The following is a 17,100-nucleotide window of genomic DNA, read 5'->3' as shown; positions in this document are numbered from 1 at the left end:
AAGGAGCAACCGAAACCATGGCGGTTTCCGTAACCCTTCCGGCGCTCGGCGAGAGCGTCACCGAGGGCACTGTCACTCGTTGGCTGAAGGCCGAGGGCGAGCGCGTCGAGGCCGACGAGCCGCTGCTCGAGGTCTCGACCGACAAGGTCGACACCGAGATCCCCTCCCCCGCCGCCGGTGTCCTGGCGTCCATCAAGGTCGCCGAGGACGAGACCGTTGAGGTCGGCGCCGAGCTGGCCGTCATCGACGACGGCACGGGCGCCCCCGCTGCCGCCCCGGCCCCCGCCGCCGAGCCCGCCCCGGCCGCCGAGCCGGAGCCGGCCCCGCAGGCCGCCGCCCCGTCCACCGAGCAGGCCGCCCCGGCGCCCGCTCCCACCGCCGAGGCCGCGTCCGGCGGCGGCTCCGCCGAGGGCACGGACGTCGTCCTGCCCGCGCTCGGCGAGTCCGTCACCGAGGGCACCGTCACCCGCTGGCTGAAGTCGGTCGGCGACTCCGTCGAGGCCGACGAGCCGCTGCTCGAGGTCTCCACGGACAAGGTCGACACCGAGATCCCGGCGCCCACCTCCGGTGTGCTGCTGGAGATCGTCGTCGGTGAGGACGAGACCGCCGAGGTCGGCGCCAAGCTCGCCGTCATCGGCGCCCCCGGTGCCGCTCCGGCGGCCGCCCCGGCCCCCGCCGCTCCGGCTCCGGCGCCCGCCGCCGCTGCCCCGGCCCCGGCCGCACCGGCCGCTCCGCCGGCCCCCGTGCCGACCCCGGCCCCGGCTCCTGCCGCACCGGCTCCCGCGCCCGCCCCCGTCGCCGCCGCTCCGGCCCCGGCCGCGCCCGCCCCCGCCGCGGCCGCCACCGACGAGGGTGCCTACGTCACCCCGCTGGTGCGCAAGCTGGCCGCGGAGAACGGCGTGGACCTGGCCGGCGTCAAGGGCACCGGCGTCGGCGGCCGCATCCGCAAGCAGGACGTCATCGCCGCCGCCGAGGCCGCGAAGGCCGCCGCCGCTGCTCCGGCTCCGGCCGCCGCTGCCGCTCCGGCCAAGAAGGCGCCGACCCTGGAGGCCTCCCCCCTCCGCGGCCAGACCGTCAAGATGCCCCGCATCCGCAAGGTCATCGGCGACAACATGGTCAAGGCGCTGCACGAGCAGGCGCAGCTGTCCTCGGTCGTCGAGGTCGACGTCACGCGTCTGATGAAGCTGCGCGCGAAGGCGAAGGACTCCTTCGCGGCCCGTGAGGGCGTCAAGCTCTCCCCGATGCCGTTCTTCGTGAAGGCGGCGGCCCAGGCGCTGAAGGCCCACCCGGTCATCAACGCCAAGATCAACGAGGCCGAGGGCACGATCACCTACTTCGACTCCGAGAGCATCGGAATCGCGGTGGACTCCGAGAAGGGCCTGATGACCCCGGTCATCAAGCACGCGGGCGACCTGAACATCGCCGGCATCGCGAAGGCCACGGCGGAGCTGGCCGGCAAGGTCCGCGCCAACAAGATCACCCCGGACGAGCTGTCCGGTGCGACCTTCACCATCTCCAACACGGGTTCGCGCGGCGCGCTCTTCGACACGATCATCGTGCCGCCGGGCCAGGTCGCGATCCTCGGCATCGGTGCCACGGTCAAGCGCCCGGCGGTCATCGAGACCGAGGAGGGCACGGTCATCGGCGTCCGCGACATGACGTACCTGACCCTCTCCTACGACCACCGTCTGGTGGACGGCGCCGACGCGGCCCGTTACCTGACCGCGGTCAAGGCGATCCTGGAGGCCGGCGAGTTCGAGGTCGAGCTCGGCCTCTGACCCTCCCGATCAGGCAGTACGGCGCCCCGCCCGGATTTCCTCCCGGCGGGGCGCCGTCGCATGTGCAGCAGAGGGCTGACCGCACCGCCCGAAGGGGCGCGGGGCTGTATCAATGTGCGGCTCTGCCGCGTGGCGCGAACCACCACAGCCACCCCGCACCCGCGAGACAACCGTCGAGCCCGAGCTCATAGGCGCCCCCGCCCAACCGCCGGAGGTGTAAGTCTCGTCTCACCTGCACGAAAGCACCCCGTCGGCCCCGCCCGCGAAGCGAACCGGCCGTATTGTCTAAACGTCAAACGCCCCAGGGGCCGATGGGCGGCCCCTTCCTAAGGAGCCCTCATGACCGCGCCCGTCGTCCACTCGCTGCGCGAGCAGATCCGCGAGCACATCGTGGAGGGGATCGTCAGCGGGCGCTGGAAGCCGGGCGAGCGGATCGTGGAGCGGCGGATCGCGACCGAGCTGGAGGTCAGCCAGACGCCGGTGCGGGAGGCGCTGCGCGAGCTGGAGTCGCTGCGGCTGATCGAGTCGGCGCCGAACAAGGGCGTGCGGGTGCGCAACCTGACGGCGGCCGACCTGGAGGAGAGCTACCCGGTCCGGGCCGGCCTGGAGGCGATCGCGGCGGAGCTGGCCGCGGAGAAGCTGGCGGAGGACTGCTCGGCCCTGGAACCGCACGTCGTCGCCCTCTACGAGGCCGACCGCAACGCCGACGGCACGGGCCAGGTACGGCACACGGTCGCCTTCCACCGCGAACTGGTGCGCGCCGCGGACAACTCCGTGCTGCTGCACACCTGGGAGGGCCTGGGCATCGAGGTGTTCACAGCCCTGTCGATCCGCTGGCTCGGGACGGTGCAGCAGTCGTACGCGGAGGAGCACGAGGAGCTCGTGCAGGCGTTCCGCAGGCGTGACCCGAGGATCGCGGAACTGGTGAAGGCGCATGTGCTGGGCTGCGCGCCGCGGGCCTGACACAGCCGAGCATACCTACGCTCACCTGCGGAAACCCTCGAAAATCACGGCACCGGGTGCCCGCCCGAAAGGCACCGCGTGCCTACTTTCTCGGAATCGAGAAGTTTTGCCTGCAACCCTTTGATCGATCATCGATCAGGGAGTTAGAGTCACCGGCGGGCCACGCGGCGCAAGCCGCACGGTGTTACAGCACCACGGCCCTCAGCCCTGTCCTGCCAAAGACCAAGGGCACCCCCGAACCCTTTACCGATGAGGGAACCCCCTTCGACTGAGGAAGGCGGCGACATGACCGACCCCAACGCCATCCAGCCGAGCGAGCTCGACCAGCTCCCCGACCGGGACCCCGAGGAGACCGCCGAATGGCAGGCCTCCCTGGACGCGGTCGCCAAGGCGGCGGGCCCGCACCGTGCCGCGTATCTGATGCGCCGCACGCTGGAGCGCGCGGAGGGCACCGGCGTCGCGCTGCCCAAGCTCCTCGAGACGGACTACGTCAACACCATCCCCACCGCCGCCGAGCCGGGCGTGCCCGGTGACGAGGAGATGGAGCGGAAGATCACCGCGTGGAACCGCTGGAACGCGGCCGCGATGGTGACCCGGGGCGCGAAACACGGCGTGGGTGGCCACATCGCCACCTTCGCCTCCGCGGCCTGGCTGTACGAGACCGGCTTCAACCACTTCTTCAAGGGCAAGGAGGCCGACGGCTCGGGCGACCAGCTCTACATCCAGGGTCACGCCTCCCCCGGCATCTACGCCCGCGCCTTCCTCGACGGCCGGCTGACCGAGGCGCACCTCGACAACTTCCGCCAGGAGGCCGGCGGCAGCGGTCTGCCGTCGTACCCGCACCCGCGGCGCCTGCCCTGGCTCTGGGAGTTCCCGACGGTCTCCATGGGTCTCGGCCCGCTGTCGGCGATCTACCAGGCCCGCTTCAACCGCTATCTGACGGCGCGCGGCATCAAGGACGTCTCCTCGTCCCATGTGTGGGCCTTCCTCGGCGACGGCGAGATGGACGAGCCGGAGTCGACGGCGGCACTCGCACTCGCCAGCCGTGAGGGCCTGGACAACCTCACCTTCGTCATCAACTGCAACCTGCAGCGCCTGGACGGCCCGGTCCGCGCGAACTTCAAGATCGTGCAGGAGCTGGAGGCCCAGTTCCGCGGTGCGGGCTGGAACGTGGTGAAGACGCTGTGGGGCACGGCCTGGGACGAGCTGTTCCAGCTCGACACCACGGGAGCGCTCGTACGCCGGCTGCGCGAGGTACCGGACGCCCAGGTGCAGACGTACCAGACGCGCGACGCGGCCTACATCCGCGAGGACTTCTTCGGCAAGGACCCGGCGCTCGTCGAGATGGCGAAGCTGCTGAGCGACGACAAGATCCTCGAGTGCTTCCACCTGTCGCGCGGTGGCCACGAGGCCCGCAAGGTCTACGCCGCCTACAAGGCCGCGCTCGACCACAAGGGCGCCCCGACCGTGATCCTGGCCCAGACCGTCAAGGGCTTCACGCTCGGTGAGGGCTTCGCGTCGAAGAACGCCAACCACCAGATGAAGAAGCTGTCGGTGGACGAGTTCAAGAAGATGCGTGATCTGCTTGAACTCCCCATCTCGGACAGCCAGTTCGTCGACGGTCAGGTGCCCTACGGCCACCCGGGCGCCGACTCCCCCGAGGTCCGCTACCTCCAGGAGCGGCGCGCCGCCCTCGGCGGCCCGGCCCCGGCCCGCCGTACGCACGCGCTCGCGCCGCTGCCCGCCCCCGCCGAGAAGGCCTTCGCCTCCTTCGACAAGGGCTCCGGCTCCCAGAACGTGGCGACGACGATGGCCTTCGTACGCCTCATCAAGGACCTGGTCCGCGACAAGGAGACCGGCAGGCGCTGGGTGCCGATCGTCCCCGACGAGGCGCGCACCTTCGGCATGGAGTCGCTGTTCCCGTCCCTCGGGATCTACTCCCCCAAGGGCCAGACGTACGAGCCGGTCGACCGCGACCAGCTGATGTACTACAAGGAGGCCAAGAACGGCCAGATCCTCAACGAGGGGATCACCGAGGCCGGTTCGATGGCCGACTTCATCGCCGCGTCCACCGCGTACTCCACGCACGGCGAAGCGATGATCCCGTTCTACATCTTCTACTCGATGTTCGGCTGGCAGCGCACCGCCGACCAGATGTGGCAGCTCGGCGACCAGCTCGGCCGCGGCTTCCTCGTCGGCGCGACGGCCGGCCGTACCACCCTGACGGGCGAGGGCCTGCAGCACGCCGACGGCCACTCGCCGGTGATCGCCGCGACCAACCCGGCGGCGCTGACGTACGACCCGGCGTTCGCGTACGAGGTGGCGACGATCGTCAAGGACGGTCTGCGCCGTATGTACGGCGAGGCGGCGCCGGGTGAGGACCCGAACGTCTTCTACTACCTCACTGTCTACAACGAGCCGCTGCCGCAGCCCGCGAAGCCGGCCGGCCTCGGTATCGACGAGGGCATCGTCAAGGGCCTGTACCGCTTCAACACGGCGGAGTCGGCCGGGCTTTCACCGGTGGCCAACGCCCCGCGCATCCAGCTGCTGGGTTCCGGTACGGCGATCCACTGGGTGCTCGAGGCGCAGAAGCTGCTCGCGGAGGAGTGGGGCATCGCGGCCGACGTCTGGTCGGCGACCTCCTGGACGGAGCTGCGGCGCGACGCCCTGGAGGCCGACGCGGCCCTGCTGCGCGGCGAGGAGCGGGTGCCGTACGTCCGCCAGGCGCTGCACGGCGCGGAGGGCCCGGTGCTGGCCGTCTCCGACTACATGCGGCAGGTCCCGGACCAGATCGCGCAGTGGGTGGAGCAGGACTACTCCTCGCTCGGCGCGGACGGCTTCGGTCTGTCGGACACCCGTGAGGCGGCCCGCCGCCACTTCGGTGTCGACGCCCAGTCGATCGTCGTGGCCGCCCTGGCCCAGCTGGCCCGCCGCGGCGAGGTGAAGGCCACTGCCGTGAAGGAAGCTCGGGAGAAGTACGAGCTGTAGGCCCGCGTGGTGAAGGGGCCCCGGGCCGGTTGGCCGCGGGGTCCCTTCACCCGTTCCCGGTTGTTTGTCGGCTGCCGGCCCGTGGGGGTTGATCGCGCAGTTCCCCGCGCCCCTGAGGGGGCCCGGTTCTCAGGGGCGCGGGGGAACTGCGCGACCAGCCACGTCCGGGCCCGCACCCGACGACGTACCCCATCCGCGGAGCCTCGGCAGAATGAACGCATGCGTGCCGCCCGCCTCATCAAGATGGTGCTCCTGCTGCAGTCCCGGCCCTCCATGACCGCCGCCGAGCTGGCGCGGGAGCTGGAGGTGTCCGAGCGGACCGTCACGCGGGACGCGCAGGCGTTGTCGGAGGCCGGGGTGCCGGTGTACGCGGACCGCGGCCGGGCCGGCGGGTACCGGCTCATCGGCGGCTATCGCACCCGGCTGACTGGGCTGGCGCGCGGTGAGGCCGAGGCGCTGTTCCTGTCCGGGGTGCCGGGGGCGCTGCGCGAGATGGGGCTGGAGGACGCGGCCTCGGCGGCCCGGCTGAAGGTGTCGGCGGCCCTGCTGCCCTCCCTGCGCGACGCCTCGAAGACCGCCGCGCAACGCTTCCACCTGGACGCGCCGAACTGGTTCACGGAGCCGAAGGCACCCGAGCTGCTGCCGGCCGTCGCCGATGCCGTCTGGGACGACCGCCGGATCACCGCCCGCTACCGGAGCCGGGAGGCCGAGGTGGAGCGGGAGCTGGAGCCGTACGGGCTCGTACTGAAGGCGGGGGTCTGGTACGTGTGTGCGCGGGTTGCGGAGGGCGAGGGGCCGTACCGGGTCTACCGGATCGACCGGTTCACGGCGGTGACTGCCGCAGCGGAGCGTTTCGTACGCGACGAGGAGTTCGACCTTCCCGCCTTCTGGGAGGAACGGTCCGAGCAGTTCGCGCGGTCGATCCTGCGGGCCGAGGTCGTGGTGCGGCTGTCGGCGGCCGGGGCGCGGAGGCTGCCGTACGCCGTCGATCCCGTCTCCGCCCGGGAGGCGCTGGCGGCCGCCGGCGCCCCGGACGAGGGCGGCCTGCTGACGGTGACGCTCCCCGTGGAGTCCGAGGAGGTCGCCCATGCGCAGCTCGCGGGGCTCGGCCCGGAGGTGGAGGTGCTCGCGCCGGACAGTCTGCGGGCGCGTTTCGCCGACGATGCGAGACGGCTGGGCCTGCTGTACGGGACATAACAATCCGCCGCACTCCACGTGCGCCCCACCCGCCCAGGGCCGATGCTGGACCCGTGATGGAAGAGTCGGAGTTCTGGGAGCTGGTGGACGCCGCCCGCGAGGCCGCCGAGGGCGACCCCGAGGAGCAGGCGGACCTGCTGGTGGAGCGGCTTGTGGAACTCGACCCGGAGACCGTTCTGGACTTCGCCCGGCATTTCGAGTCCCGCTACAACCGGGCCTACAGCTGGGATCTGTGGGGTGCCGCCTGGGTGCTGCTCGACGGGGCGAGCGACGATGCCTTCGACTTCTTCCGGTGCTGGCTGATCGGACAGGGGCGGGAGGTGTACGAGGGAGCCGTGCACCACCCCGACGCCCTGGCCGACCTCCTGGACGACTTCGACGAGGAGATCGACGGGGACGGGGAGGAACTGGGCTACGCGGCGGACGAGGCCTACGAACAGCTCACCGGTACCGTCGCCCCCGACCTCGGCATCCCGCCCGCGGCCTCCGAACCGGCGGGCACGCCGATCGACTTCGAGAGCGAGCGGGTGCTGGCGGAGCGGTACCCGAAGCTGTGGGAACGGTTCCGGGAGTGACGTTTCACCGGTTCACTGGGACCAGCGGTCCGGGGGGACCGCTTCGATGAGGGGGACCATGGCTCGAATCCCGTACCCGGAGCGGCCGTCCGACGCCGTCGCCCGGCTGCCCGTGCCGCTCAACGCCTTCCGCATGCTCTCGCACGCCCCGCCGCTGACGGGCCCGGCGATCGAGCTGGGCCTGGCCGTGCTGCGCGAGTCGACGCTTTCGGCCCGGATGCGCGAGCTGGTCGTGATGGCGGTCGCGGCCGCGACCCAGTGCGCGTACGGGTCCGTCCAGCACCGCCCGATCGCCCTGAACGCGGGGGTGACGCCCGAGCAGCTGGCAGCGGTCGCCGAACGGCGCGCCGACGGGCCGGAGTTCGACGAGCCCGAGTCGGCGGCGCTGACGGCGGCCCTCGAGCTGGTGTCCCGGCACACCCTGTCCGAGACCACGCTGGCGGCTCTCCGCGCCTCCTTCACCCACCGCCAGGTGACGGAGATCATCACCACGACCGGCTACTACGTCATGCTGGCGGGCCTGATGAACGGGCTGGGCGTGGACATCGACCCGTCCGGGGAGCAGTTCCTGGGACTCGTGGGCGGCGACCCCGGATGAGGGCCAGGCCGTCCGTCACCGAGCCGGGTCCGAGGGGCCGCCCGCGCTACTGCCGGGTCAGGCCGTCCGTCGGCGGGTCGGGTCCGCGGGGAGGTACGCCTGCGCCTGCTCGGCCTTGACCGCGTGGTGCATCGGCGCGGCGTTGGCCTGGTCGAGCGCGGACGCGGTGAGGGCGGCCGGGCCCAGGACGACGGCCGCGGCCGCGCAGAGCGCCGCCCAGGGGCCATGGGCGGCCCGCGACCGGCCCTCGGTCTTGTGCGTGGTCCTGTGGTGACTGTTCACTTCTTCCCCACCTCCGGTCAGTGCGTGTGCATGACGATAGGGAGGGCGCCTCGGGAAGATCCGTGAGGCGGCTACGAGCAACCTGTGAGGGTCCGCCCATGACCAGCCCGTACGTAAGGGAGATCACGCGCGAGGAACACCTGGCCCAGCTGCGGCAGCACCCCGACGCGAGCCACCTCCAGATCCCCGAGTGGGGCGATGTGAAGCCCGACTGGCAGGCGGAGAGCATCGGTTGGTTCGAGGGCAGCACGATGGCCGCCGCGGCCCTCGTGCTGTACCGGCCGCTGCCCGGCACCCGCCGCTGCCTCGCCTATCTCCCCGACGGGCCGACGATCGACTGGCACCACCCTCGCCTGGAGCGCCTGCTGGACCCGCTCGTCGCGCATGTCGAGGAGCGCGGGGCGTTCTCGCTGCGGATCGGACCTCCCCTCGTCGTACGCCACTGGGAGGCGGCCGGAGTCGCGGCGGGCATCGCCGACCCCGACGTACGCCATCTGCACGATCTGCCGGCGGACGGCCTGGACGCCTACGCGCTGGACGTGGCGGAGCGGCTGGGGCGGCTCGGGTGGCGGCGGTGCGAGGAGGACGAGGGCAGCGGCTTCGGGCTCGGCCAGCCGCGCTACGGCTGCCACATACCGCTCGCGGGGCGCTCGGTGGACGAGTTGCGCGGGGCGCTGGCACCGCACTGGGAGCAGTCCCTGCGGACGTCCGAGCTGGGACGTGTGCGCGTCGGGTGGGGTGCGGCCGCCGACCTGCCGGAGTTCCACCGGCTGTACACCGCGACCGCGGGCCGCGACGGCTTCAAGTCCCGCCCGCCGGACTACTTCCGGCGCATGTGGAAGGCGCTGAACGCGGAGGACGAGGACCGGCTGCGGCTGTATCTCGCCGAGTACGACGGCGAGGTGCTCTCCGCCGCGCTCATGATCAACGTCGGCTCCCGCGCCTGGCACTCCTACGCGGCGTCCGGCCGCCGGGGGCGTGAACTGCGGCCCAGCAGCGCGCTGTTGTGGCGGATGCTGTGCGACGCGCGGGCGGCGGGGGCCACCACGTACGACCTCCGTTCCGTCACCCCCGTCCTGACCGGGAACCGGCTGCTGAACCGGCTCCGTTTCAAGACGGGCGCGGGCGGCCGGGCGGTGGAGTACCTCGGGGAGTGGGAACTCCCGGTGGGCAGCCGGGGCAAGGTGCTGCAGCGGGCGCTGGGGGCGTATCTCGGGCGCAGGTGAGGACGGGTGCCGCCATGGCGGCCGGATCCGCTCCGTCCGCGATGTGTGCTGTGCCACCCGGTGGAACCATCGTCCTGGTCCGGGGCGTTTCTCCTCATGCACGCGCGCGTGGCTGATCACTGGGCCCGTCCCGCGCGTACTAAGGGGTCTGAGAGAAAGGCGGCTCTGTGGACCTGCTCGACATCCTGCTGTTGCTGGTGGTCGTGGCCTACGCGGCATCGGGCTACCGGCGCGGACTGGTGGCCGGCTGTGTCTCGCTCGCCGGGTTCGTGGGCGGCGCGGTGCTCGGGGTGTGGATCCTGCCCTGGATGATGGACCTGGTGACGGCGGGCACGGCCCAGGCGACCGTGACCGCGGTGCTGACCGTGCTGCTCCCTGCCGTGCTGGTCCACGAGCTGGCGGGGCGGCTCGCGCTCAGGCTGCGCCGGGAGCTGGACCGGGGACCGCTCAGGGTGGCCGACGGGGTCGGCGGGGCCGTGGCCAACTCGGCCGCCGTGCTGATCGTGGCCTGGGTCGCCGCCAGCGTCCTGGGCGCCTCCTCCTCACCGCTGCTCACGACCGCGATCCGGGACTCCGCGCTGCTCGGTGCCGTGCAGGACGCCATGCCGGACACCACCCCCGCCTGGTTCTCCCGGGCCACCTCGGCGCTCACCCAGGCGGGCTTCCCGCAGGTGTTCAACCCGTTCGAGAACGAGTCGACGGCCGAGGTCGCCAAGCCCACCGGCGACAGCGTCACGGCGAGGGCCACCGACGCGGCCAAGCGGAGCACGGTGAAGATCGAGGGCGTCTCCGGCACCCAGGGCCGCGAGGGCAGCGGGTTCGTGTACGCCCGCGACCATGTGATGACCAACGCGCACGTGGTGGCCGGCATCACCGACCCGAACGTGCGGATCGGCGGGGTCGGGCGGACGTACGAGGCACGGGTGGTGCTCTTCGACCCCGACAGGGATGTGGCCGTTCTGTACGTACCCGGGCTGAGCGCGCCGGTCCTGAGGTTCGACGACGGCGCCTCGCGCGGCGACTCGGCGGTCGTGGCCGGCTATCCGCAGGACGGCGACCTCGACCTCCAGGCGGCGACGGTCGCGAACCGGGTGCGGGCGACCGGCCAGAACATCTACAGCGACGCCACGGTGACCCGCGAGATCTACTCGATCCGCTCGACCGTCCGCCCCGGCAACTCCGGCGGCCCGCTGCTGACGACCGACGGCCGCGTCTACGGCGTGGTCTTCGCCCGCTCGACGTCCGACAACGAGACGGGTTACGTCCTGACGGCGGCGGAGGTGGCCTCCGACGCCCGGCGCGCGGCGGACGCGACGGCGTCCGTGGACACGGGCGACCTGGTCACGTCGTAGGGCGGGCGGGTCACAGACTGCACCCCATGAGCACGTCGTCGACGTACTCGCCCTCCAGCAGGAACTCGCCCGGCAGGATCCCCTCGACGACGAACCCCTCGGCCTCGTACAGCTTGCGGGCCGGGGTGTTGTGGCCGAGGACGCGCAGCGTGAGCCGGCGCGCGCCCTGATTGCGGGCCTCCTCCCGCACCGCCCGCAGCAGCGCCCGCCCGACGCCGGCGCCCCGCGCCTGCTCGGCGACGACGAGGCCCTGGATCTGCCGGACGTGGGCGTTGCAGACGAGCGGGGTCGGACGGGCCAGCCGGATGTAGCCGACGACCTTCCCGTCGAGCTCCGCGACCAGATGGTCCCGGGGCCCGAACCGCTCGTTGTAGAAGGGCTCGTAGGGCGGTTGGGGGCGCGGTTGCACGGAGTGCAGCGGGGACCAGGTGACGCGGTCGAGTCGCCCCAGCGTGTCCTCGTCCCCGAGGGTTGCGTGGCGTATGAACGGAACCGGCATGACGGCCACCTTATGAGGCCGCCGAGCAGAATGGGCCCATGGAACGTTCCCGAATCGCGGTGGCCGGTGCGTCCGGGCTCATCGGCGGCGCCCTGGTGCGGTCCCTGACCGCGGACGGGCACGAGGTGGTACGGCTGGTGCGCCGGGCGCCCCGGGCGAAGGACGAGGTCCGCTGGGACCCGGAGGGCGGGCGCGTGGATCCCGCCGTGCTCGCCGGGTGTGACGTGGTGGTGAACCTCGCGGGCGCCGGGGTGGGCGACCGCCGCTGGACGGACGCGTACAAGACGCTGATCCGCAGCAGCCGGGTGCTCGGCACCGCCGCGCTGGCCGGGGCGATCGCCGCGCTGGACGAGAAGCCGCGGGTGTTCGTGAACGGCAGCGCGATGGGCTACTACGGCGAGACCGGCGACCGGGCGGTCGACGAGAGCGCGCCGGCCGGGACCGGGTTCCTGCCGGAGCTGTGCGTGGAGTGGGAGGCCGCCGCGGCCCCCGCGCAGGAGGCGGGCGTACGGACCGTGTTCACACGGACGGGTCTCGTGGTGGCCCGCGGCGGCGGCGCCTGGGGCCGGCTGTTCCCGCTGTTCAAGGCGGGCCTCGGCGGACGCATGGGCGACGGCCGCCAGTACTGGTCGTACATCGCGCTGCACGACGAGGTGGCCGCGATCCGCCACCTCATCGGCACCGAGGCCCTGTCCGGACCGTTCAACCTCACCGCCCCGACCCCCCTCACCAACAGCGAAATCACCACAGCCATGGGCCGCGTACTGCACCGCCCGGCCCTGTTCCCCGTACCGGCCCCGGTACTGCGAACCGCACTCGGCGAAATGGCCGGGGACGTCCTCGGCAGCGCACGAGTACTGCCGAAACGGCTGCTGGAATCCGGCTTCACCTTCGCCTTCCCTGACATCGAAGGAGCCCTCAAGGCCGCGCTCGCGGAGCCGTAGGACTCAGACGCCTCGAAGCCATGAGCCACGTGCCGCTCCGACCGACGCTGTTCCCGCACTGCGAACCGTCCTCGGCGAATTGCCCCGGGACATGCTCGACAGCGCACGCGTGCTGCCGAAACGGCTGCTGGAGTCCGGCTTCACGTTCGCGTTCCCGGACATCGAAGGAGCCCCCAAGACCGCACTCGCGGAGCCGTAGGACTCAGGCGCCTCCCCGGGGCCATGAGCCGCATGCCGCGCCGACCGACGCGTTCCCGCACTGCGAACCACGCTCGGCGAAATGGCCGTAAACGTCCTCGGCAGCGCACGCGTGCTGCTGAAACGGCTGCTGGAGTCCGGCTTCACGTTCGCGTTCCTGGACATCGTAGGAGCCCTCAAGGCCGCGCTCGCGGAGCCGTAGGACTCAGACGCCTCCCCCGGGGCCATGAGCCGCATGCCGCGCCGCCCGACGCGTTCCCGCACTGCGGACCGTCCTCGGCGAAATCGCCGTGGATCGCACGCGTGCTGCCGAAACGACTCCTGGTCCGTCGCCTTCCCGGACATCGAAGGAGCACTGAAGGCCGCGCTCGCGGAGCCGCAGGGCTCAGGTGGGCCGGAGGCGTAAGAACGAAGGTGTGACCGTATGCGACCGTTGTGCGACCGTGCTCTGTTCATGCGCGACTGCACTTGACCGATCGCGGCCCTAACCTCGACCCGAACTCGGGTATCCCTGGAGCCAGTTGGGGGCATGACGTCTCCACCGGCGGCGCAACCTCGAGGAGGGGCACGTGCTTGAGCCCGCGTACCAGGCGGACGTCGTGATCGTGGGAGCCGGGGTTGCCGGACTCTCCGCGGCGCATCGGCTGACCAGCGCAGGAGTGACGACCGCGGTCCTGGAGGCCGCCCCTTGCGTGGGGGGCCGCATGGCGACGGAGAAGGTCGACGGATTCCGGCTCGACCGGATCGGCCAGCTGCTGTCCACGGCGTATCCCGAGCTACGGCTCACCCCGGGGCTGGACGCGCTCGCGCTGCGCCCGTTCGCGCCCGGCGTTCTGCTGCACAGCGACGGACGCCACCATCGCGCGGGCGCCCCGGCGGCCGCGGGGGGCGCAAGGGGCGCACTCCATGCAGTACGCGCCCTGGCGAGCGCCCCCACCAAGAGCGCCCCCCGGACCACCGCCCCGCTCGGCACCGCCGTGGACCAGGCCCGCCTCGGCAACGCCCTGTCCCGCCTCGCCGCGATCCCCGTCGAACGCCTGCTGGCCCGCCCGGAGTTGCCCGCCGCCCAGGCCCTCACGGCCCACGGTGTCCCCGCCCGCACGATCGACGGCTTCCTGCGCCCGCTGCTGGCCGCCCTGCTCTGCGACCCGGACCTGACCACCTCCAGCCGGTGCGCGGACCTCGCGCTGCGCGCCTTCACCTGCGGGCGCCTGTGTCTGCCGGAGGGCGGCGCCGAGATGCTCCCGGAGCTGCTCGCCCGGGCGCTGCCCCCGGGCACGGTCCACACGGGCGTTCGCGTCACCTCGGTCTCGACCAGCGCGGTCACGACCGCCGAACACGGCGAGATCCGCTGCCGAGCGGTCCTCCTGGCGACGGACGCCCGCGCCGCAGCCGACCTGCTCCCCGGCCTGCGCGTACCGGACTTCCACCCGGTGACGGTCCTTCACCACACCACGGACGAGCCCCCGGCCACCGGCGCCGCCCTCCTCCTGGACGCCGACCGCGGCGGCCCGGTCGCCCACACCGCGGTCGTCAGCGCGGTGGACCCCGGTCGCGCCCCCGCGGGCCGCGCCCTCATCTCCACCACGGTCCTCGGCCCACCCCCACCCGAACTGGACACCGCCGTACGCATGCACCTCTCCCGCCTCTACGGCACCTCGACCGCCCGCTGGGAGACGCTGGCCGTCCACCACACCCCGGAGGCCGTCCCCGCCATGCGCCCACCACACGACCTGCGCCGCCCTGTACGACTGCTGGCGGGCCTGTACGTGTGCGGAGACCACCGCGACACCAGCACCGTCCAGGGAGCCCTCCACTCGGCCCACAGGGCCTCCACAGCCATCCTGACGGATCTGGGAGCAGCGGGCTCGATGCACAGGGCAGACCCACCCAGCAGCGCAGTCAAACAGGCGGCGTGAGCAGGCGCCCCTCAAGGGGCGCGGGGAACTGCGCGAGAAACCACAACGCACCCGCACGAGCAACGCACCAACCGGAGTTACGGCGATGGCCTACCCAAGTGCCGCGACCTTGTCGCGATAACCCCGTACAGGCGCAGCATCCTTATAGGGCTCCAACCGCCGCTCGAACTCCCGCACATACTCAACCGCCCGCACCGACCGCATCTCCGCCGCAGCACTAGCCGCCTCCGCCCCCAACGCACAGGCCTGATCGAGCTCCCCCAGGCCCAGGCGGGCGGAGGCCAGCACCACCCGGCAGAACAGCCGACTCCGCGCATACGCGGGCGCACGCAACTGCAGCGACCGCTCCGCATGCTGCGCCGCCGCCCGGAACTGCTGCAGATCCCGGTGCGCATGCCCGAACTCATCGGCAAGCTGCGCCTCGTCGAAGAACCGCGCCCAGTGGGGCACCTCGTCACCGGATCGCGCGGCCTCCAGGGCCCGCTCCGCCCGCACCAGCGAGGCGGTGCAGTTGCGCACCTCCCCGAGCACCCCGTGCCCGCGCGCCTCGGCCGAGTGCAGCAGTGCCTGCACCACCGGCGGGGCGTTGGTCCCGACGCCCTGTTGGGCGACCCGCGCCAGCTGCACGGCCTCCCGCCCGTGGCCGAGATAGACGGCCTGCCGGCTCATGGTGACGAGCACGTACGAGCCGTACGCCCGGTCCCCGGCCGCCTGGGACAGGCGCAGCGCCTGCACGAAGTACCGCTGTGCGAGCCCGTGCGCGGCGATGTCGTACGACGTCCAGCCGGCCAGCCGGGTCAGATCGGCGGCCGCGCCGAACAGGCGGCGGCCCGTCTGCTCGCCGTAGGTGCCGCGCAGCATCGGCTCGCACTCGTGCTCCAGATAACGCACCAGGGCCTGGCGGGCGTGGCCGCCGCCGTACTTGTCGTCGAGGGTGCGGAACAGTTCGCCGACCGAGCGGAGTGCGGCGATGTCGCCGGCGGTGACCTTCTGGCCGGGGCCGCGCTCGGCCTGGCCGCGCTGGCGGGGCACCACCGGGCGGCCCTGGGCGGGGACCCGGGCCGGCTGTTCGCCCCGGGCGACCTTGTCGTCGGCGCGGCCGATCAGCCAGTCCCGGCTGGGCACGACAAGACCGGCGGGCGTGAACGCGATCTTGCGGAGCTCGGCGTGCGAACCGGAGTCCTTGCGCCACAAGCCGCCGACGATGTCGACGGCCTCCTCGGGGGTCGCGGCGAACTCGAGCCCGGCGTACACCGGCGCGCAGGCGTCGAGGCCGAGGTCCTGGGCGGTGAGGCGGCGGCCGAGGCGGCGGGTGAAGACCTCGGCGATCAGGGCGGGAGTGGTGCCGCGGGGCTGCTGCCCGCGCAGCCAGCGGGTGACCGACGTCTTGTCGTATCTGAGATCAAGCCCGTGTTCGAGGCCGAGCTGGTCGACTCGGCGGGCGAGACCCGCGTTGGAGAACCCGGCTTCTGCGATGAGCGCGGCGAGCTGGCGGTTGGGAGTGCGCTGCGCGGGTCGTTCCGTCATCTGCGGTGCGGTCTCCTGCCTTTCGGGCCTCCAGGGACCACTGTCGGCCCTGCGTGCCCGGATTGCCTGTGAGCAGCCCTTATGGCCTCTGTGAACGGCGCGAATGTAGCGGAGAGTGAGCAGGCGGTAGCACACTTCGACCCTCGTTCATCCGATCGTGTGAGGATTGGCCGCACGGCTGACGCGGGACGGTCGGTCGTACAGTGGCGTAGGCGCGTTTCGTGCCTTACGACCTTCTAGGGAGGCGCTTGCCGTGAGTGAGCTGCGGTTCGTCCGCATGGGATTCGGTGCCGAGGCCGTCGAGTACCAGACGGCGTGGGACGAGCAACGCCGGGTGCACGCGGCCCGCTTCGCCGACGAGATCCCCGACACCGTGCTGCTGCTCGAACACCCTCCGGTCTATACGGCCGGGCGGCGCACGGCGGACAACGAGCGCCCCCTGGACGGCACCCCCGTGATCGACGTGGACCGCGGCGGCAAGATCACCTGGCACGGCCCGGGCCAGCTGGTCGGCTACCCCATCCAGAAGCTCCCGCGCCCGGTGGACGTGGTGGCCCATGTACGGCGCCTGGAAGAGGCCCTGATCCGCACCTGCGCGGAGTTCGGGGTGGAGACCACGCGGGTCGAGGGCCGCAGCGGGGTGTGGGTCCTCGGCGATCCGGTCGAACAGCGTCCGTCGCTCGGCGGGCTGTCCCTGGACTTCGACCCCCGTCTGCACGACGAGGAGTTCGACCCGCGGATGAACGGCCCGGAGTACGCCCCGTCCAACGCCGGCCAGCGCCGCGAGGACCGCAAGATCGCGGCGATCGGCATCCGCGTGGCCAAGGGCGTCACGATGCACGGCTTCGCACTGAACGTGAACCCGGACAACCGCTGGTTCGACCGCATCATCCCGTGCGGCATCCGCGACGCGGGCGTCGCCTCCCTCGCCGGTGAGCTGGGCCGCGACGTGACGATCGCGGAAGTGCTGCCGGTCGTGGAGCTGCACTTGAGGGACGTACTGGAGAACGCGGACCTCAGGCCGAGGGTGATCGAGAAGACACCGGCAGCCTGA

The 17,100-nt window shown here is 72.2% G+C and carries 16 protein-coding genes; 13 read left to right on the top strand and 3 right to left on the bottom strand.

Annotated elements, in window-relative coordinates; genetic code table 11:
- Nucleotides 1–17 precede the first annotated feature (17 nt).
- The 6 genes from sucB to ACIBW9_RS04785 all read left to right on the top strand — a co-directional run bounded on the left by sucB (nt 18) and on the right by ACIBW9_RS04785 (nt 8,099).
- A complete protein-coding gene (sucB, locus tag ACIBW9_RS04810) occupies nt 18–1,778 on the top strand; it encodes a 2-oxoglutarate dehydrogenase, E2 component, dihydrolipoamide succinyltransferase (protein ID WP_398951203.1) in 1,761 nt (586 codons plus the stop codon).
- 339 nt (nt 1,779–2,117) lie between these two features.
- On the top strand, nt 2,118–2,741 hold the full coding sequence (locus tag ACIBW9_RS04805) for a GntR family transcriptional regulator (protein WP_398951201.1): 624 nt from the start codon (nt 2,118–2,120) through the stop codon (nt 2,739–2,741).
- A 285-nt stretch (nt 2,742–3,026) separates the two neighbouring features.
- Nucleotides 3,027–5,729, top strand: a complete 2,703-nt coding sequence (aceE, locus tag ACIBW9_RS04800; protein WP_398951199.1) for a pyruvate dehydrogenase (acetyl-transferring), homodimeric type — start codon at nt 3,027–3,029, stop codon at nt 5,727–5,729.
- A gap of 219 nt (nt 5,730–5,948) precedes the next feature.
- Nucleotides 5,949–6,926: a helix-turn-helix transcriptional regulator gene (locus tag ACIBW9_RS04795; protein ID WP_398951197.1), complete on the top strand. Its 978-nt coding sequence runs from the start codon at nt 5,949–5,951 to the stop codon at nt 6,924–6,926.
- A gap of 56 nt (nt 6,927–6,982) precedes the next feature.
- Nucleotides 6,983–7,501, top strand: coding sequence for a DUF4240 domain-containing protein (locus tag ACIBW9_RS04790; protein ID WP_398952103.1), 519 nt, complete (start codon nt 6,983–6,985; stop codon nt 7,499–7,501).
- Nucleotides 7,502–7,559: 58 nt separating this feature from the next.
- Nucleotides 7,560–8,099, top strand: a complete 540-nt coding sequence (locus tag ACIBW9_RS04785; RefSeq protein ID WP_398951195.1) for a carboxymuconolactone decarboxylase family protein — start codon at nt 7,560–7,562, stop codon at nt 8,097–8,099.
- A 57-nt stretch (nt 8,100–8,156) separates the two neighbouring features.
- Here the strand turns inward: ACIBW9_RS04785 and ACIBW9_RS04780 are convergent, their stop codons facing one another.
- Entirely contained in the window at nt 8,157–8,381 is a 225-nt protein-coding gene (locus ACIBW9_RS04780; protein WP_398951193.1) for a hypothetical protein, read from the bottom strand.
- Nucleotides 8,382–8,479: 98 nt separating this feature from the next.
- On the opposite strand from ACIBW9_RS04780, the gene ACIBW9_RS04775 reads away from it, so the two are divergent.
- Together ACIBW9_RS04775 and ACIBW9_RS04770 are read left to right on the top strand one after the other, a co-directional pair.
- The gene (locus ACIBW9_RS04775; RefSeq protein ID WP_398951191.1) at nt 8,480–9,607 is read left to right on the top strand and encodes a lipid II:glycine glycyltransferase FemX; all 1,128 of its coding nucleotides are present in this window, start codon (nt 8,480–8,482) and stop codon (nt 9,605–9,607) included.
- A 167-nt stretch (nt 9,608–9,774) separates the two neighbouring features.
- Complete coding sequence (locus tag ACIBW9_RS04770) at nt 9,775–10,959, top strand: MarP family serine protease (protein WP_398951189.1); 1,185 nt, start codon at nt 9,775–9,777, stop codon at nt 10,957–10,959.
- 10 nt (nt 10,960–10,969) lie between these two features.
- Here the strand turns inward: ACIBW9_RS04770 and ACIBW9_RS04765 are convergent, their stop codons facing one another.
- A complete protein-coding gene (locus ACIBW9_RS04765) occupies nt 10,970–11,458 on the bottom strand; it encodes a GNAT family N-acetyltransferase (RefSeq protein WP_398951187.1) in 489 nt (162 codons plus the stop codon).
- Between the two features lie 38 nt (nt 11,459–11,496).
- Between ACIBW9_RS04765 and ACIBW9_RS04760 the strand changes: the two genes are divergently transcribed.
- From ACIBW9_RS04760 to ACIBW9_RS04745, 4 genes are all read left to right on the top strand, one after another.
- On the top strand, nt 11,497–12,402 hold the full coding sequence (locus ACIBW9_RS04760; protein WP_398951185.1) for a TIGR01777 family oxidoreductase: 906 nt from the start codon (nt 11,497–11,499) through the stop codon (nt 12,400–12,402).
- On the top strand, nt 12,359–12,601 hold the full coding sequence (locus ACIBW9_RS04755) for a DUF1731 domain-containing protein (RefSeq protein ID WP_398952101.1): 243 nt from the start codon (nt 12,359–12,361) through the stop codon (nt 12,599–12,601). The genes ACIBW9_RS04760 and ACIBW9_RS04755 overlap by 44 nt, the downstream gene beginning before the upstream one ends.
- An 81-nt stretch (nt 12,602–12,682) precedes the next feature.
- On the top strand, nt 12,683–12,802 hold the full coding sequence (locus ACIBW9_RS04750) for a DUF1731 domain-containing protein (protein WP_398951183.1): 120 nt from the start codon (nt 12,683–12,685) through the stop codon (nt 12,800–12,802).
- Between the two features lie 367 nt (nt 12,803–13,169).
- Nucleotides 13,170–14,519 carry an NAD(P)/FAD-dependent oxidoreductase gene (locus ACIBW9_RS04745; protein ID WP_398951181.1) on the top strand — a complete coding sequence of 450 codons (1,350 nt, stop codon included), beginning with the start codon at nt 13,170–13,172 and terminating at the stop codon, nt 14,517–14,519.
- 90 nt (nt 14,520–14,609) lie between these two features.
- Here ACIBW9_RS04745 and ACIBW9_RS04740 read toward each other — a convergent pair whose 3' ends face one another.
- On the bottom strand, nt 14,610–16,046 hold the full coding sequence (locus ACIBW9_RS04740; RefSeq protein WP_398951179.1) for a regulator: 1,437 nt from the start codon (nt 16,044–16,046) through the stop codon (nt 14,610–14,612).
- 253 nt (nt 16,047–16,299) lie between these two features.
- On the opposite strand from ACIBW9_RS04740, the gene lipB reads away from it, so the two are divergent.
- Complete coding sequence (lipB, locus tag ACIBW9_RS04735; RefSeq protein ID WP_398951177.1) at nt 16,300–17,100, top strand: lipoyl(octanoyl) transferase LipB; 801 nt, start codon at nt 16,300–16,302, stop codon at nt 17,098–17,100.

This window comes from Streptomyces sp. NPDC049541, from assembly GCF_044465725.1.
Taxonomy (GTDB): Bacteria; Actinomycetota; Actinomycetes; order Streptomycetales; family Streptomycetaceae; genus Streptomyces.
The sequence above is the reverse complement of the archived record's forward strand: the minus strand, read 5'-3'. Positions and strand labels throughout refer to the sequence as shown.

Coding starts and splice junctions, on each gene's coding strand:
- sucB (WP_398951203.1), top strand. CDS start 18: ATGGCGGTTTCCGTAACCCTTCCGGCGCTCGGCGAGAGCGTCACCGAG.
- ACIBW9_RS04805 (WP_398951201.1), top strand. CDS start 2,118: ATGACCGCGCCCGTCGTCCACTCGCTGCGCGAGCAGATCCGCGAGCAC.
- aceE (WP_398951199.1), top strand. CDS start 3,027: ATGACCGACCCCAACGCCATCCAGCCGAGCGAGCTCGACCAGCTCCCC.
- ACIBW9_RS04795 (WP_398951197.1), top strand. CDS start 5,949: ATGCGTGCCGCCCGCCTCATCAAGATGGTGCTCCTGCTGCAGTCCCGG.
- ACIBW9_RS04790 (WP_398952103.1), top strand. CDS start 6,983: ATGGAAGAGTCGGAGTTCTGGGAGCTGGTGGACGCCGCCCGCGAGGCC.
- ACIBW9_RS04785 (WP_398951195.1), top strand. CDS start 7,560: ATGGCTCGAATCCCGTACCCGGAGCGGCCGTCCGACGCCGTCGCCCGG.
- ACIBW9_RS04775 (WP_398951191.1), top strand. CDS start 8,480: ATGACCAGCCCGTACGTAAGGGAGATCACGCGCGAGGAACACCTGGCC.
- ACIBW9_RS04765 (WP_398951187.1), bottom strand. CDS start 11,458: ATGCCGGTTCCGTTCATACGCCACGCAACCCTCGGGGACGAGGACACG.
- ACIBW9_RS04760 (WP_398951185.1), top strand. CDS start 11,497: ATGGAACGTTCCCGAATCGCGGTGGCCGGTGCGTCCGGGCTCATCGGC.
- ACIBW9_RS04750 (WP_398951183.1), top strand. CDS start 12,683: ATGGCCGTAAACGTCCTCGGCAGCGCACGCGTGCTGCTGAAACGGCTG.
- ACIBW9_RS04740 (WP_398951179.1), bottom strand. CDS start 16,046: ATGACGGAACGACCCGCGCAGCGCACTCCCAACCGCCAGCTCGCCGCG.